General features: G+C 60.8%; 14 protein-coding genes. 10 read left to right on the forward strand and 4 right to left on the reverse strand.

Translation table 11 applies throughout. From position 1 onward, the window contains the following. Both PFAS1_RS17230 and PFAS1_RS17235 read right to left on the reverse strand, forming a co-directional pair. A complete protein-coding gene (locus PFAS1_RS17230) occupies positions 1 to 414 on the reverse strand; it encodes a DUF4398 domain-containing protein (protein ID WP_076029899.1) in 414 nt (137 codons plus the stop codon). Positions 415 to 685: 271 nt separating this feature from the next. Continuing rightward, complete coding sequence (locus PFAS1_RS17235) at positions 686 to 1030, reverse strand: pilin assembly protein (protein ID WP_076029900.1); 345 nt, start codon at positions 1028 to 1030, stop codon at positions 686 to 688. A gap of 1088 nt (positions 1031 to 2118) precedes the next feature. Here PFAS1_RS17235 and ppc point away from each other — a divergent pair. From ppc to PFAS1_RS17275, 7 genes are all read left to right on the forward strand, one after another. Further along, entirely contained in the window at positions 2119 to 4749 is a 2631-nt protein-coding gene (ppc, locus tag PFAS1_RS17245) for a phosphoenolpyruvate carboxylase (RefSeq protein ID WP_076029902.1), read from the forward strand. Between the two features lie 288 nt (positions 4750 to 5037). Continuing rightward, complete coding sequence (adk, locus tag PFAS1_RS17250; RefSeq protein WP_076029903.1) at positions 5038 to 5685, forward strand: adenylate kinase; 648 nt, start codon at positions 5038 to 5040, stop codon at positions 5683 to 5685. Positions 5686 to 5772: 87 nt separating this feature from the next. After that, positions 5773 to 6447: a tRNA (adenosine(37)-N6)-threonylcarbamoyltransferase complex dimerization subunit type 1 TsaB gene (tsaB, locus tag PFAS1_RS17255; protein ID WP_074879772.1), complete on the forward strand. Its 675-nt coding sequence runs from the start codon at positions 5773 to 5775 to the stop codon at positions 6445 to 6447. Positions 6448 to 6725: 278 nt separating this feature from the next. Next, positions 6726 to 7031, forward strand: coding sequence for a hypothetical protein (locus PFAS1_RS17260; RefSeq protein ID WP_076029904.1), 306 nt, complete (start codon positions 6726 to 6728; stop codon positions 7029 to 7031). Next, positions 7031 to 7891 (forward strand): DUF72 domain-containing protein, encoded by an 861-nt coding sequence (locus PFAS1_RS17265; RefSeq protein WP_076029905.1) that lies wholly within the window; start codon positions 7031 to 7033, stop codon positions 7889 to 7891. Before PFAS1_RS17260 ends, PFAS1_RS17265 begins: the two co-directional genes overlap by 1 nt. Before the next feature lie 34 nt (positions 7892 to 7925). Then, positions 7926 to 8747: an isocitrate lyase/PEP mutase family protein gene (locus tag PFAS1_RS17270; RefSeq protein ID WP_076029906.1), complete on the forward strand. Its 822-nt coding sequence runs from the start codon at positions 7926 to 7928 to the stop codon at positions 8745 to 8747. 2 nt (positions 8748 to 8749) lie between these two features. Beyond that, on the forward strand, positions 8750 to 9445 hold the full coding sequence (locus PFAS1_RS17275; RefSeq protein ID WP_076029907.1) for an extensin-like domain-containing protein: 696 nt from the start codon (positions 8750 to 8752) through the stop codon (positions 9443 to 9445). 17 nt (positions 9446 to 9462) lie between these two features. On the opposite strand, the gene PFAS1_RS17280 is transcribed toward PFAS1_RS17275, so the two are convergent. Next, positions 9463 to 10083: an energy transducer TonB gene (locus PFAS1_RS17280; protein ID WP_076029908.1), complete on the reverse strand. Its 621-nt coding sequence runs from the start codon at positions 10081 to 10083 to the stop codon at positions 9463 to 9465. A 93-nt stretch (positions 10084 to 10176) separates the two neighbouring features. Between PFAS1_RS17280 and PFAS1_RS17285 the strand changes: the two genes are divergently transcribed. Beyond that, a complete protein-coding gene (locus PFAS1_RS17285; RefSeq protein ID WP_008146717.1) occupies positions 10177 to 10959 on the forward strand; it encodes a class I SAM-dependent methyltransferase in 783 nt (260 codons plus the stop codon). 127 nt (positions 10960 to 11086) lie between these two features. Here the strand turns inward: PFAS1_RS17285 and PFAS1_RS17290 are convergent, their stop codons facing one another. Beyond that, positions 11087 to 11722 (reverse strand): TetR/AcrR family transcriptional regulator, encoded by a 636-nt coding sequence (locus tag PFAS1_RS17290; protein WP_076029909.1) that lies wholly within the window; start codon positions 11720 to 11722, stop codon positions 11087 to 11089. Between the two features lie 94 nt (positions 11723 to 11816). Here PFAS1_RS17290 and PFAS1_RS17295 point away from each other — a divergent pair, with 94 nt between their 5' ends. Both PFAS1_RS17295 and PFAS1_RS17300 read left to right on the forward strand, forming a co-directional pair. Continuing rightward, a complete protein-coding gene (locus PFAS1_RS17295) occupies positions 11817 to 12917 on the forward strand; it encodes an efflux RND transporter periplasmic adaptor subunit (protein WP_074879759.1) in 1101 nt (366 codons plus the stop codon). Between the two features lie 6 nt (positions 12918 to 12923). Next, positions 12924 to 15995 (forward strand): efflux RND transporter permease subunit, encoded by a 3072-nt coding sequence (locus tag PFAS1_RS17300; RefSeq protein ID WP_076029910.1) that lies wholly within the window; start codon positions 12924 to 12926, stop codon positions 15993 to 15995. The last annotated feature ends 61 nt before the right edge of the window (positions 15996 to 16056 follow it).

A 16056-nucleotide genomic window follows, 5' to 3' on the forward strand; every position in this document is an offset into this window, starting at 1 on the left:
TTATTGAACGGTGCGCTGGCTTTCCTGACGCAGTTCTTGAACACCTTTCTGAGAGTCCTTCACAGCCTGTTCAGCTTTGATCGCCTGGGCTTTGCGCTCAGCCACGCGAGCGTCCCACTCGGCCTGTTCGGCCAGGATTTTGGCTTCGTCATACTTTTTGTCGTGCATGGCGATTTCGGCTTGTTTGAGCTTATCCTGCGCGGACTTCATTTCCACTGCCGCGAATTCTGTACCGCCGGCACTGACGGCGCTGTTGACCGCCGATTCCGTCACGGCGAATTGCTCGCTTGGCGGGTTACCGGCACAACCGGCCAGAATGAGACTGCTGCCGATGGCCAGTGCTACCAGTTTCAGGCTGCGCAGAGGGGGGAACGAGGATTTGGCAATTCGGGTTTTCATAGTCTTCAACTCCATTGGAATAACTCCTGAGAAACTTAAAAATCCATCCTGGGTATGGAGCCGCAGCCTTCAATTTTCGGGGGTGTTTTGAAACGGCCGTCCCAGGCGTGGTTAATGGGTGTGACCCGAGGGGTTTTTCGAAAGTTCAGAGAATATGGCTCATTGCCCAAAAAAATTGACCGGGTGGACAAGGCTCTAAACCGGGAATTCTTGCCGCAAGCAGCCGTATTCCGGGCCTTGTAGGGGTCAGGAATACGCATTTTGGAGGGGGAAAGAAGTGCGGTAATCAGTGTTTCTGTTTGTCGTCGACGGCCGACAAATCATGCAAATGACGACGGGACAATGCGAGAAAGCGCGGAGTCGGGCCGATGTCTTCGTACAGCGGGTCACCTTCTTCGTCGGTGGCCACGACGGTTGAGCCCTTCACGTACGGGAAGCTTTTTTCGAGTTCTTCCAGGGCGGCGCCGATCAGTTCGCCGAGCAGTTCTTCGGGCTGCCGTTTCGGGTACATCTCGATAATGGCCGCCAACCGAGCGGCGGCCTCCACATCCAGATGAATCGAGTATCCGGTGTCGGTCAGGCGACCTTTGGCGTTTTCTTCCCAATGTTGGGCAAGCTCGCGAATTTTCATAGTGACCTCAATGCGCACCTGCTCGTGGCAGGCAGTGTCAGTGTCCGGCCATTGCCGGTGGCAGCCGTTGTACGGCTTATTCTTCAGACTAGCCTTAACGCTCAGGGTTTAAAGTCCCTTCGTCGTCTTATGGCGTTGGGAGGCATGGGGGGCATGGGGTTCATTGGGGAATTGGGTGTATATCCGTTTTTGGGGTGATGGCTGATTACGGTTTCGCTTTTACAGCGAGTCACTTGGAAGAGCCCCAAGTAACCAAGGGCTCTTGCCCCTTTCGTTCGGTGGCTCGCCTAGGCTCGCCATGCCCTCGCTCCGGTCCTGCTCCGTGGGCCCGCCGCCATCGGCCATCCATGGCCGGGGGCGGCTAACCCGGCATCCATGCCGGGTTGCCCACTGCGCAGAACCTCCACTCGGCCTCCCGAGGGGGCGTGCACCGCAAAAGCAAAGCAAGGCGGCCTACCGGCCGGCCTGTTTCCTCAACGCTTGCACGTATTGATCGTTCCCATGCTCCGCGTGGGAATGCCGCCGGGGACGCTCCGCGTTCCGCTGTCGACGCAAGGCTCGAGTCTTGCGCAGGGGTGACGCGGAGCGTCACGGGATGCATTCCCACGCGGAGCGTGGGAACGATCAGTGGGTGTCGGGAGCTGTTGATCTGGCTCTGGCTCTGGCTTTTGATCTTGATCTGCCTGCCCCTTTCCCAGAGGCCGAACGCAGGCGTTGCGCAGGGGGCACCGCGGCAAGGATGCCGCGGTAGCCGCCCCCGGCCATGGATGGCCGATGGCGGCGGGCCCCCGGAGCAATGCCGGAGTGAGGGCATGCCGAGCCTAGGCGAGGCACCGAATGGCGGGGCAGGAGCCCTTGGTTACTTGGGGCCTTTCCAAGTGACTCGCTGTAAAAGCGAAACCGCCAGCAGCCGTTACCGCAGAAACGGATATGCCCCCAGCAATCCCAATCCCCACCCCCAACCCCAAACTTTCTCAGGTGAACAGCATTCCCATTCTCGTCCGCTTGTAAGAACCGCTTTACAGCGGCACTCTCTAACCCAAGAGCATGGACCTCAAGTCACCCGGATTTTCGCTGGAGAACTGCTGATGACCGATATTGATGCACGCTTGCGCGAGGATGTTCACCTGTTGGGTGAACTGTTGGGCAACACCATTCGTGAACAGTACGGGGACGGTTTTCTCGACAAGATCGAGCAGATCCGCAAAGGCGCCAAGGCCGACCGTCGCGGTTCGATGGACGCTGAACTGAGCGCCAGCCTCAACCAATTGAGCGAAGCAGAGTTGCTGCCGGTGGCGCGGGCGTTCAACCAGTTTCTCAACCTGGCCAATATCGCCGAGCAATATCAGCTGATTCACCGTCGCGAAGAGTCACAGCCTGCGCCGTTCGAAGCGCGGGTACTGCCAGAACTGCTCGCCCGCCTGAGTGCTGAAGGTCATGGCGCCGACTCCCTGGCCCGGCAACTGGGACGGCTGGAGATCGAGTTGGTCCTCACCGCGCACCCGACCGAAGTCGCGCGCCGCACGCTGATCCAGAAGTACGACGCGATTGCCGCGCAACTGGCCGCCCAGGACCATCGCGACCTGACCACTGCCGAACGCGAGCAGATCCACACGAAGTTGCAGCGCCTGATCGCCGAAGCCTGGCACACCGAAGAAATCCGCCGCACTCGCCCAACCCCAGTGGATGAAGCCAAGTGGGGCTTCGCGGTGATCGAGCATTCGCTGTGGCAGGCGATCCCCAATTATTTGCGCAAGGCCGATAAAGCCTTGCATGACGCCACGGGCCTGCACCTCCCACTGGAGGCCGCGCCGATTCGCTTTGCCTCGTGGATGGGCGGTGACCGCGATGGCAATCCCAACGTAACCGCCGCCGTGACCCGTGAAGTCTTGCTGCTGGCGCGCTGGATGGCGGCGGATTTGTACCTGCGCGATGTCGATCATCTGGCGGCCGAGTTGTCGATGCAGCAGGCCAGCGATGACTTGAAGGCCAAGGCAGGGGACAGCGCCGAGCCCTACCGTGCGGTGCTTAAACAGCTGCGCGAACGCCTGCGCGCGACGCGCAACTGGGCTCATGCCTCCTTGACGAAGACCACGCCGGCACCTGCCGATGTGTTGCAAAACAACCGCGAACTGCTTGATCCGCTGGAGCTGTGCTACCACTCGCTGCATGAGTGCGGCATGAGCGTGATCGCTGATGGTCCGTTGCTCGATTGCCTGCGCCGGGCGGTGACGTTCGGGTTGTTCCTGGTACGGCTCGATGTGCGTCAGGACTCGACGCGACATACCGCGGCCATGACCGAGATCACCGATTACCTGGGCCTGGGGCGTTATGAGGACTGGAGCGAGGAAGAGCGCATCGCTTTCCTCATGCGCGAATTGAACAATCGCCGACCGTTGTTGCCGGCGTACTTCAAGCCATCGGCCGACACCGCCGAAGTGTTGGCGACCTGCCGGGAAATCGCTGCCGCGCCGGGGGCTTCGCTCGGTTCGTATGTGATTTCCATGGCCGGCGCCGCTTCCGATGTGCTGGCCGTGCAACTGCTGCTCAAAGAGTCGGGCGTATTGCGGCCGATGCGCGTGGTGCCGTTGTTCGAGACCCTTGCCGACCTCGACAACGCCGGCCCGGTGATCGAACAGCTGTTGCTGCTGCCCGGTTATCGCTCGCGCCTGCAAGGGCCGCAGGAAGTGATGATTGGCTACTCGGACTCGGCCAAGGACGCCGGCACGACGGCGGCGGCCTGGGCGCAGTACCGGGCGCAGGAGCGCTTGGTCGACATCTGCCGCGAGCAGCAAGTGGAACTGCTGTTGTTCCATGGTCGCGGTGGCACCGTGGGGCGCGGCGGCGGTCCGGCACACGCGGCGATTCTGTCGCAGCCGCCGGGTTCGGTGGCGGGGCGTTTCCGCACCACCGAGCAGGGGGAAATGATTCGTTTCAAATTTGGCCTGCCGGACATCGCCGAGCAGAACCTCAATCTGTACCTGGCAGCGGTACTGGAAGCGACCTTGCTGCCGCCACCACCACCGGAGCCTGCCTGGCGCAATCTGATGGACGAATTGGCCGCTGACGGTGTCAGCGCTTATCGCGCCGTGGTGCGGGAAAATCCGCAGTTCGTCGAGTATTTCCGCCAGTCCACTCCGGAGCAGGAACTGGGGCGCTTGCCGCTGGGCAGTCGCCCGGCCAAGCGCCGCGCCGGCGGGATTGAAAGCCTGCGGGCGATCCCGTGGATCTTCGGCTGGACCCAGACACGCCTGATGTTACCGGCCTGGCTCGGCTGGGAAGCGGCGTTGAGCAAGGCGCTGGAGCGTGGCGAAGGTGAGCTGCTGGGGCAGATGCGCGAGCAGTGGCCGTTCTTCCGTACGCGCATCGATATGCTGGAAATGGTGTTGGCCAAGGCTGACGCCGATATCGCCCGGTCTTACGATGAGCGTTTGGTCGAGCCGGATCTGCTCCCTTTGGGTGCGCATTTACGCGACCTATTGTCGCAGGCCTGCTCGGTGGTCCTGGGGCTGACCGGTCAGTCGCAGCTACTGGCACATAGCCCCGCCACGCTTGAATTCATCCGCTTGCGCAACACCTACCTTGACCCTCTTCATCTATTGCAGGCTGAGTTGTTGGCGCGTTCGCGACAGCAGGAAGTGGCGCAGGGCAGCCCGGTAGAACAAGCGCTGCTGGTGTCTGTGGCGGGGATTGCCGCCGGTTTGCGTAATACCGGCTAAGGTTTTCGTCGTGGGTCAAGGCACTCGGCGCGAGCGTCGGGTTGCCGGTGGGCGAGGGGTTGAAAAGTGCGGCCAAGCGACAGTTAGTGATGGGGTTGCGACTAGGGTTACCCCGACGAAAGGCCACATCAGGCGCAGGTTTCTCCGACTTTCGGCGGCTTGTGTGGTCCGGGCCTGCTGTGTATCTTGATCAGCCTTTGGCCGTTTGGGCGGTCACGACCCTTTTTTGAGATTGGCCCCACGAGGCGAATCTGACGTTATCCATATAAAAAATTGAGGAGCACATCGATGCGCGTCATTCTGCTGGGAGCTCCCGGGGCCGGTAAAGGTACTCAGGCTAAGTTCATCACCGAAAAATTCGGCATTCCGCAAATCTCCACTGGCGACATGCTGCGTGCAGCGGTCAAGGCCGGCACCGAGCTGGGCCTGATCGCCAAGAGCGTCATGGACAGCGGTGGTCTGGTTTCCGATGACCTGATCATCAACCTGGTCAAGGAACGCATCAGCCAGGCCGATTGCGCCAACGGTTTCCTGTTCGACGGTTTCCCGCGCACCATTCCTCAGGCTGAAGCCCTGGTGAAAGCCGGCGTCGAGCTGGATCACGTGTTGGAAATCGACGTTAAAGACGAAGACATCGTTCAGCGTATCGCTGGCCGTCGTGTTCACGAGGCCAGCGGCCGTGTGTACCACATCGTCTACAACCCGCCAAAAATTTCCGGTAAAGACGACATCACCGGCGACGAGCTGGTGCAGCGCAAAGACGACACTGAAGAAACCGTGCGTCATCGCCTGTCGGTCTACCACGCCCAGACCGAGCCTTTGGTGAAGTTTTACCAGGAGCTGTCCGTCGCTCAAGGCAAACCGAAGTACAGCCATGTCGAAGGTGTTGGCTCGGTTGAAGCGATCACCGGCAAGGTGCTTGAAGCACTGAGCTAAAAAAACGCTTCATCTTCTACGGCCCGCTTGCGGGCCGTAGTTGTTTATACTGGCGCACTTTTTCTGACCTCTCTTACGGAAACATCGATGAGCACCTTGCTGGCCCTGGACACCGCGACTGAAGCTTGCTCCGTTGCCTTGCTGCATGACGGCAAAGTCACGAGCCATTACGAGGTGATCCCGCGCCTGCATGCGCAGAAGCTGCTGCCGATGATTCAGCAGTTGCTGGCGGATGCCGGGACCACCCTGCAAGCGGTCGATGCCATCGCTTTCGGCCGTGGTCCGGGGGCGTTCACCGGCGTGCGGATCGCCATCGGCGTGGTGCAGGGGCTGGCGTTTGCGCTGGATCGCCCGGTATTGCCGGTGTCGAACCTGGCCGTGCTGGCGCAGCGGGCCTATCGCGAACATGGCGTAAGCCAGGTTGCGGCCGCCATTGATGCGCGCATGGACGAAGTGTATTGGGGTTGCTATCGCGAAACGGCGGGGGAGATGCGGCTGGTCGGCAATGAAGCAGTGCTGTCGCCGGAAGTGGCCGCATTGCCGGCGGACGCCAGCGGTGAGTGGTTTGGCGCCGGCACTGGCTGGGGTTATGCCGAGCGAATCGCCGTCAGCCTGACCGGGCAGGATGCGGGCATGTTGCCTCACGCTGAGGATCTGCTGACCCTGGCACGTTTTGCCTGGGCGCGGGGTGAGGCGATCGTGGCTGATGAGGCTCAGCCGGTGTACTTGCGCGATAAAGTCGCGACCCCCAAAGCACGATAATCCGCATTGCTTTAGTGGCGAGGGAGCTTGCTCCCGCTGGGCTGCGAAGCGGCCCCAATCGTAGGCAAGTACACCCCCGCCGTCTGATTTTACGACTGCTTCGCAGCCGAGCGGGAGCAAGCTCCCTCGCCACAATGTGTACCAACGCAGCCAATCGTCGTTTTATATCCCCCAGCTTTTAAACCTTTTCCATTTTCTGTGTTCTAGTTATCACTCGGCGGTTTGCGAAGCGGGCTATGCGCCACTAAACTGCCATCATTGATACCGGACATGTACTCATGCGTATAGACGGCGTTCCCTCTCAGTCCTACCCCATCAAGCGCAAGCCTCGCAAAGGCCCCGTGGCGGATGACGACTACGTCGATATCGACGGCGAGCAGGAAATTCCATCCGAAGAGCAAATGGCCGCCCGCGCCGCCAAGGCTTCTGCGCAACGCTTGAGTAATCTCCCCGCCCGTCAACAAGACATGCTTTATCACCGTGCCATGAGCAGCAGTGTCGCCAAGGCCCTGGCCAGCTACCTGAGCACCGCCGGTTTTGTCGATTGGGATTCGGATGTGCTGGGCCTCGACCTGTACATCTGATGCAGTTGCCTTACTACCTGGGCTGTCCGTCCTGGAGTGAAAACGCCTGGCGCGATTACCTGTATCCGCAAGACGCAAAACCCACCGAATTTCTGAATCTCTATTCCCAGGTTTTCAACGCCGTTGAAGGCAACACGACCTTCTACGCGAGCCCGGCTGCGACCACCGTGCAGCGTTGGGCCGAGACTATGCCCGAACACTTTCGCTTCACTGCCAAGTTCCCCGGTGACATCAGCCACAGCGGTGACCTGCGCGAACAATTGACCGCTGCCGAGACCTTCCTGCAATTGCTCAGCCCCCTCGGCGAACGGGTTTCACCGCTGTGGCTGCAACTGTCGAAAAGCTTCACGCCGCAGCGACTGTCGGAACTTGCCGGTTTTATTGATGCGGTGGACCGGCCTCTGGCGGTTGAAGTGCGGCATGACGAGTTCTTCGCCAAGGGCGATGCCGAGAGAATGCTCAATCGCCTGCTATTGGATCGCGGTGTCGAGCGTATCTGCCTCGATCCCCGCGCGCTGTTCAGCTGCACATCGACCGATCCCTCGGTACTACACGCCCAATCGAAAAAGCCCCGGGTGCCACCCCGTCCGGCCGCCTTCACGCAATGTCCGCAGGTGCGTTTCATCGGCCATCCGCAGCTCGAGGCCAACGATCCGTTCCTGGTGCCGTGGGTCGAGAAAATCGCCGAATGGATCGAAGAGGGCCGTACGCCCTATATCTTCCTGCACACTGCCGACAACCTGCTGGCCGCCAAACTGGCGCAACGCTTTCACGCAAAGCTGATGCTACGTTTGCCTGGCCTGCCGCCGCTGCCTGAGCTATACAGAGAACCCGCTGCCGAGCAACTTGACCTGCTCTGAAGCGGATTCCCTGTCCTTTTCAGGAGCCTGCCAAATGGATGCGCAAACCCTTCGAGCCCAAGCGTTCAAAGCACTGCACGAACGCGCAGGGGCTTTTGTCATTCCCAACCCGTGGGATGCCGGCTCGGCGAAGATGCTCGCCAGCCTTGGTTTCGAAGCGCTGGCGACCACCAGCGCCGGATACGCTTTTTCCAACGCCCGCCCCGATGGCGGGCTGACGCTGGACGACACCCTGGCCAACGTTCGGGCGATTGTCGCGGCAACTGATCTGCCCGTCGCCGTCGATCTGGAAAACGGCTTCGCTGACGATCCCGCCGAATGCGCACAGAGCATTTTGCGTGCGGCAGAGGCCGGTGCAGTCGGCGGCTCTATCGAAGATGCCACCGGCCGTGAAGACGCGCCGATCTACTGTTTCGAGCACGCTGTCGCGCGCATCGAGGCTGCCGTGGCCGCCGCTCGCAGCTTGCCGTTCCCGTTCATGCTCACAGCCCGAGCGGAAAACTTTCTGCACGGCAATCCTGATCTCGCCGATACCATTCGCCGCTTGCAGGCATTTGCCGAAGCGGGTGCCGACGTGCTTTATGCGCCGGGGCTGCGCAGCGCTGAAGACGTGTTGGCGGTGGTCCGTGCCGTGGCGCCGAAACCGGTCAATGTGTTGATGTCTGGCGGACTGAAATTGACGGTCGAGCAGCTGAGCGAAATGGGCGTCAAACGCATCAGCGTCGGTTCGGCACTGGCCTTGGCCGCCTATGGCGAGTTTTTCCGCGCTGCCGAAGAGATCAAGACGTCGGGCACGTTCGGGTTCACGTCGCGGTCCATGCCGTACGCCCAGGCCAATCAATTGTTCAAAGGCTGACGATGCGGTTTCGATGGTGGCTGCTGTTGATGCTGTTGATCATCGGCACGGCGGCCGTGAGCGTCTGGCGCGGCTGGGTCTCAGTGCCGGCGCAGTGGAATCCCTGGGCACCGCTGGACGTGAAGGCCGCGCCCAATTTTCTGACCCGCTACAAACTGATGCGCCTGCGCAATGATCAGCAGTTGTGCGATCAAGCCCTGAGCAGCTCCGGATTACGCGTAACCCATCAGGCCGACAGCCCCGACGCGACGTGCCCGTTGGTCAACACCTTGCGTGTGCAAGGCGGCGAGGTGGCGCTGAGCAGCAGTTTCCTCGCCAGTTGCCGCCTGGCGGTGTCGTTCGCCCTGTTCGAACACCACGCCCTGCAACCCGCCGCACAAGCGGTCTACGGCCAAGCGGTCACGCGAGTCGACCATCTCGGCAGCTTTGCCTGTCGCAACGTCTACAGCCGCGAGAACGGCAGGCGCAGCCAGCATGCCAGCGCTGATGCGCTGGATATCGCCGGTTTTCGCTTGGCCGATGGCCGCACCATCAACGTGCTCAAGGATTGGCCGAAGGATAATCAGGACGCGCGGTTTTTACGTCAGGTCCGCGATGGCGCCTGCGACATGTTCAGTGTGGTCTTGAGTCCGGATTACAACGCCGCCCACCGCAATCACTTTCATGTGGATGTCGGGCCGTGGTGGGTGTGTCGCTGAGGGCTTGTTATTGAAAGTCAGGCGGCGATGCGCAGGTTTTGCAGGACGATCGGGCGAGCCCAGCCGTTATCGAAATCGAGTTGTTTCTGTTGTTCCACCAGCTCTTCGGGCGAGAACGGCGGGAAGGGCTTGTCCAGCAGATCGAGTTCGAATTCGGCGATTGGCAGGTGCAGCGCACGCGGTTGTGGCGCCGGACCTGCTTGCGGCACAGGCTGACCTGCGGTGAGCACGATCGGGCGGACCCAACTGCTTTCGAAGTCCTGTTGTTTCTGCTGAGCGACGATTTCTTGCGGCGGGAACGGTGGGAAAGGTTTGTCGGCCAGGTCCATTTCGAACTCGGCAATCGGCAGGAACAGTGGCTCGGGCGGGCGGACCTCGGTTTCTTTCACATCGCATTCGCGTTGGGAAATGATGTGCGCCAGCAGTTCGCTGCCAACGGTGGGTTCGACCGGGCTGTCGAGATCGACCGGTGGAAAGTTGAGAGAAGCCGGTACGACATCGCCCGACTGATCGGCCAGGGCCTGGGCAAAAAAATCTTGCCACAGGTGACTGACGCCGCTCAGTGCTTGGGAGTTTCGTAGGCCAAAATCGCCGTGTCGCGAAATGTAGCCTATCGATGTGCGTTGAATGTCTGACATTTCTCTCGGTCGACGCTCAGCTCTGGCAAAATGCTCGATAGTTTTGTTATCGGCCGTTTTTGCCGATCATTAATTTTTTGAGCGTGTTTTCTCATGATTGAGCAACCTGCGGCCTGCCGCATCCACGTCGAGGCCCTGGCCGCGACTTTTCAGCCACAGGCCGAACAATGGGCCGAGCGCCTGGGTTTGCCGATGCAGGTGGATGACGGTGAGTTCGCCTTGCAGGTCGGCGACCAGGGGTTGCAGCTGCAGCAACTGGGCCCGGACGCGCCGGGGCCGGTGCGGGTGGACTTTGTCGAGGGCGGTGCGGCCCATCGCCGCTTGTACGGCGGCGGCAGCGGTCAGATGATCGCCAAGGCTGTCGGGGTTGCCCAAGGCGTGCGTCCGCGCGTGCTGGATGCCACGGCGGGGCTGGGCAAAGATGCGTTCGTGCTGGCGAGCCTGGGCTGCGAGATGAGCCTGATCGAGCGTCAGCCGCTGATTGGCGCGTTGCTTGAAGATGGCCTGGCGCGCGGCGCGGAGGACTTTGAGGTGGCGCCGATCGTGGCGCGGATGCGCTTGCTCAAGGGCAATTCGATCGAGGTGATGCGCAATTGGGAAGGCGAGCCGCCACAGGTGATCTACCTCGACCCGATGTTTCCCCATCGTGAGAAAACCGCCTTGGTGAAGAAGGAAATGCGCCTGTTCCGGCCGCTGGTAGGTGATGATCCGGATGCGCCTGCGCTGCTCGAAGCGGCGTTGGCGTTGGCCAGCCACCGGGTGGTGGTCAAGCGCCCGCGCAAGGCGCCCTGCATCGAAGGGCCGAAGCCGAGTCATGCGCTGGACGGTAAATCCAGCCGGTATGACATTTATCCGAAGAAAGCGCTGAAGCCTTAAGATCGCGTCGCCCCCTTCGCGAGCAAGCCCGCTCCCACAGCGGTCCTACGGTGTCGCATAGATCCAGTGTGGGAGCGGGCTTGCTCGCGAAGGCGTCCGCCCAAACACTGCAAAATGATCAGGCTGGCTAAGGCCGATACGCCCGCATAAACAACGCCACCACTTCCTGCACATGACTCTCGGCCGCATCCCCGATCAGCGGTTCGCCACAACCATAAAGCAGCCTGAAATTCCCCGCCCCCTTGAGCAGGCAGAAGAAATGCTCGGCCGCATTGCGCGGTTTGTCGATGCTCAGCGCGCCGCTGTGATCAACCTTGCTCAGCAACCGCTCCATGCCTTGCAGCATGCGCTCAGGCCCGGCCTCGAAGAAGATCAGCGAGAGTTTCGGGTCCTGGCTGCCCAGCGTCATCATCAGCCGATGCAGGTTGACCGATTCGTCGCTGTTGATCAGCTGATGAAAGCCGCGCGCGATGTTCAACAGCACCGTTTCTACGGCAACGCCGTCCGGCAATTCGAAAAACAGCGTCGGCAATTGCTCTTCGCACTTGGCCATCACAGCGGCGGAGAACAGCGTCTCCTTGTCGTTGAAATGGCTGTAGACCGTCAGCTTCGACACACCGGCCTCGGCCGCGACGGCGTCCATGCTGGTATTCGCATAACCCTTGCTCAGAAACAGAATTTTCGCCGCATCGAGGATTGCCTGGCGCTTGGCCAGATCCTTGGGACGGCCCGGACCGTTGGGTGCTGGGAGATTGTTCGACATTCTTCGCTTTTAATACTGGACTGGTGAGTTTGCTATTAATAACATACCGCCCAGTATAATTATTCCAAGCACCATTAGCGAAAGGTCCTTCACCATGTTCCGCTATGCCTTGCCCCTCGCGTTGCCAGTCAGCCTGGCGTTTTTATTGTCTGCGTGTGGTCACGAAGAGGCGCCTCAAGTCACCGTTCGTCCGGCCATGGTCGTGCAGCCAGAGCCGTCATCCCAGGCGATGGAGAGTTTTCCGGGTGAAGTCCGGGCAAGGTATGAGCCGGAGCTGGCGTTTCGCATTGGCGGTAAGGTCAGTCGACGACTGGTCGAAGAGGGGCAGCGGGTCAAGGCCGACCAGCCTCTGGCGGAGCTCGATCCGCAGGACGTGCGCCTGCAACTGGAAGCCACCCGCGCCCAGGTCGCCGCTGCCGAGGCCAACCTGAGCCTGGTGCGCGCCGAACGTGACCGCTACAAGACCCTGATGGAACGTCAGATGGTCAGCCGTTCGCAGTACGACAATGCCGAAAACCTTTACCGATCCGGTGAAGCCCGCCTCAAGCAAATCAAAGCCGAATTCAACGTCTCGACCAACCAGGCCAGTTACGCCGTGCTGCGTGCGCCGCAAGATGGCGTGGTGGCGAAACGCTCGGTTGAAGTCGGGCAAGTCGTGGCGGCGGGGCAAACCGTATTTACCCTCGCCACCGATGGCGAGCGCGAAGTGTTGATCAGCTTGCCGGAACAAAGCTTTGGCCGCTTCAAGGTCGGTCAGCCAGTGTCGGTGGAACTCTGGACCCAACCCGACCAACGTTTCGCCGGGCGCATCCGTGAGCTGTCGCCCGCTGCCGACCCAAAATCGCGCACCTTTGCCGCCCGCATCGCCTTCACTGCCGGCAAGGTGCCTGCCGAACTCGGCCAGAGTGCCCGGGTGTTCGTTCAGACCTCCGATGTGGTGCCGCTGTCGGTGCCGCTTTCCGCGCTGACTGCGGAAAACGGCGCGACCTACGTCTGGGTCGTCAATGCCAACAACACCCTGAAGAAAACCCCGGTGCGGGTCGGTGCCTTCGGCGAGAAAACCGTCCCGGTACTCGAAGGACTGAGCGCCAGCGACTGGGTAGTGGCCGCTGGCGTCCATGTGCTGCTGGAAGGGCAGCAGGTGCGTCCGGTGGATCGCTCCAACCGCGTGGTCAATCTGGCGGACAAGGAGTAATCCCCGATGGGTTTCAATCTTTCCGAATGGGCGTTGCGCAATCGCCAGATCGTACTGTTCCTGATGCTCTTGCTGGCCATTGTCGGCGCACTGTCCTACACCAAGCTCGGCCAAAGTGAAGACCCGCCGTTCACCTTCAAGGCCATGGTGATTCGGACCATCTGGCCAGGGGCCACGGCGCAGGAAGTGTCGCGCCAGGTCACCGAGCGTATTGAAAAGAAACTGATGGAAACCGGCGAGTACGAACGCATCGTTTCGTTCTCCCGTCCGGGCGAATCCCAAGTGACGTTCGTTGCCCGTGATTCCATGCATTCGGTGGAAATCCCGGAGCTCTGGTACCAGGTTCGCAAGAAGATCAACGACATTCGTCATACCCTGCCACCGGGCATCCAGGGGCCATTCTTCAATGATGAGTTCGGCACGACGTTTGGCAATATCTACGCCCTGACCGGCGATGGTTTTGATTACGCGGTGCTCAAGGACTACGCCGACCGTGTGCAGATTCAGCTGCAACGGGTCAAGGATGTGGGCAAGGTCGATCTGCTCGGGTTGCAGGACGAGAAAGTCTGGATCGAGCTCTCCAACGTCAAGCTCGCCACCCTCGGCCTGCCTTTGTCGGCGGTGCAGCAGGCCCTTGAAGAGCAGAATGCGGTGTCCACCGCCGGGTTCTTCGAGACCTCCAGCGAGCGATTGCAGCTACGCGTCTCGGGGAATTTTCAGACGGTCGAAGAGATCAAGAGCTTCCCGATCCGCGTCGGTGATCGTACGTTCCGCATCGCCGATGTGGCGGATGTGCGGCGGGGTTTCAACGATCCCCCAGCGCCGAGCATGCGCTTCATGGCGGAAAACGCCATTGGCCTGGCCGTTGCCATGAAGGACGGTGGCGACATTCTGGTGCTGGGCAAGGCACTGGAAATCGAGTTCGACCGAATCCAGAAAAACCTTCCTGCCGGTATGCAGCTGCGCAAGGTCTCCGACCAGCCCGCCGCCGTGAAAAGCAGTGTCGGCGAATTTGTTCAGGTGCTGGTGGAAGCGCTGGCAATCGTCCTGCTGGTGAGTTTCTTCTCCCTCGGCGTGCGCACCGGCATGGTGGTTGCGCTGGCGATTCCTTTGGTATTGGCGATGACGTTCGCCTGCATGTATTACCTGGGAATCGGCCTGCACAAGATTTCCCTCGGGGCGTTGGTACTGGCGCTGGGCTTGTTGGTGGACGACGCGATCATCGCTGTGGAAATGATGGCGATCAAAATGGAGCAGGGCTTCGACCGCATCAAGGCAGCCAGCTACGCCTGGACCAGCACCGCATTCCCGATGCTCACCGGTACGCTGATCACCGCTGCCGGCTTCCTGCCGATTGCCACTGCGCAATCGGGCACGGGTGAATACACCCGTTCGATCTTCCAGGTGGTGACCATCGCGTTGCTGGCCTCGTGGGTGGCCGCGGTTGTGTTTGTGCCTTATCTCGGGGAAAAACTCCTGCCGGATCTGGCGAAGATTCATGCCGCCAAACATGGCACCGGCAATGGCCAGCCCGATCCTTATGGCACGCCGTTCTATCAGCGCGTCAGGCGCCTGGTGGAGTGGTGCGTACGGCGGCGCAAGACGGTCATTGTCCTGACGGCGGTGTTGTTTATCGGCTCTGTCATCCTGTTTCGCTTCGTGCCGCAACAGTTCTTCCCGGCATCGGGTCGTCTGGAATTGATGGTCGATCTGAAGCTGGCGGAAGGTGCCTCGTTGAGCAACACCCGCGATGAGGTCAAACGCCTCGAAGCACTGCTCAAGGATCACGCCGGTATCGACAACTATGTCGCGTACGTCGGCACCGGTTCGCCACGTTTTTACCTGCCGCTGGATCAACAACTTCCTGCCGCGAGCTTCGCGCAGTTTGTCGTCCTGGCCAAAACCATCGAAGAGCGCGAAGTCCTGCGCACCTGGCTGATCGAAGCCCTCAAGGAACAATTCCCGGCCCTGCGCGCGCGGGTGACACGTCTGGAGAACGGGCCTCCGGTGGGTTATCCGGTGCAGTTCCGGGTCACCGGTGAGCACATCGAGGAAGTTCGCGCGCTGGCCCGTAAAGTCGCGGCCAAGGTTCGCGAGAACCCGCACGTGGTCAACGTCCATCTGGATTGGGAAGAACCGAGTAAAGTCGTTTATCTGAACGTCGATCAGGACCGCGCCCGGGCGCTTGGCGTGAGCACTGCGAACCTGTCGAGGTTCCTGCAAAGCTCGCTGACCGGTTCCAGCGTCAGCCAGTACCGTGAAGACAACGAGTTGATCGAGATTCTGTTGCGCGGCACGTTGCACGAACGCACCGAACTGTCGCTGCTGCCAAGCCTGGCGGTGCCGACCGACAATGGTCGCAGTGTTGCACTGTCGCAAGTCGCGACCCTGGAATACGGTTTCGAAGAAGGCATCATCTGGCACCGCAACCGCTTGCCGAACGTGACGGTCCGCGCCGACATCTACGGCAAGGAACAACCGGCGACGCTGGTGAAGCAGATCATGCCGACCCTCGATCCGATTCGCGCCGAACTGCCGGACGGGTATTTGCTGGATGTCGGCGGCACGGTGGAAGACTCGGCTCGCGGGCAGGATTCGGTGAAGGCCGGTGTGCCGCTTTTCATCGTGGTGGTGCTGACGTTACTGATGCTGCAACTGCGCAGTTTCTCACGCACGGTGATGGTATTTCTGACGGCGCCTTTGGGGCTGATCGGGGTGACCTTGTTCCTGATGGTGTTCCGTCAGCCGTTCGGTTTCGTTGCCATGCTCGGCACCATCGCGCTGTCCGGGATGATCATGCGTAACTCGGTGATTCTGGTGGACCAGATCGAGCAGGACATCGCTTCCGGGCTCAAGCCCTGGCAGGCAATTATTGAAGCCACGGTGCGGCGTTTCCGGCCGATTGTGTTGACTGCGCTCGCGGCGGTGCTGGCGATGATTCCGCTGTCGCGCAGCGTGTTTTTCGGTCCGATGGCGGTGGCGATCATGGGCGGGTTGATTGTCGCGACGGCGCTGACGTTGCTGTTTCTGCCGGCGCTGTATGCGGCGTGGTTCCGAATCAAAAAGGACCCAGCCTAAACCTCTGTAGGAGCAAAGCTTGCTCGCGATGCAGGCGCCTCGGTTCAAATGGCCGACCGAG

Origin of the sequence: Pseudomonas frederiksbergensis (assembly GCF_001952935.1) — a bacterium.
GTDB lineage: Bacteria > Pseudomonadota > Gammaproteobacteria > Pseudomonadales > Pseudomonadaceae > Aquipseudomonas > Aquipseudomonas frederiksbergensis.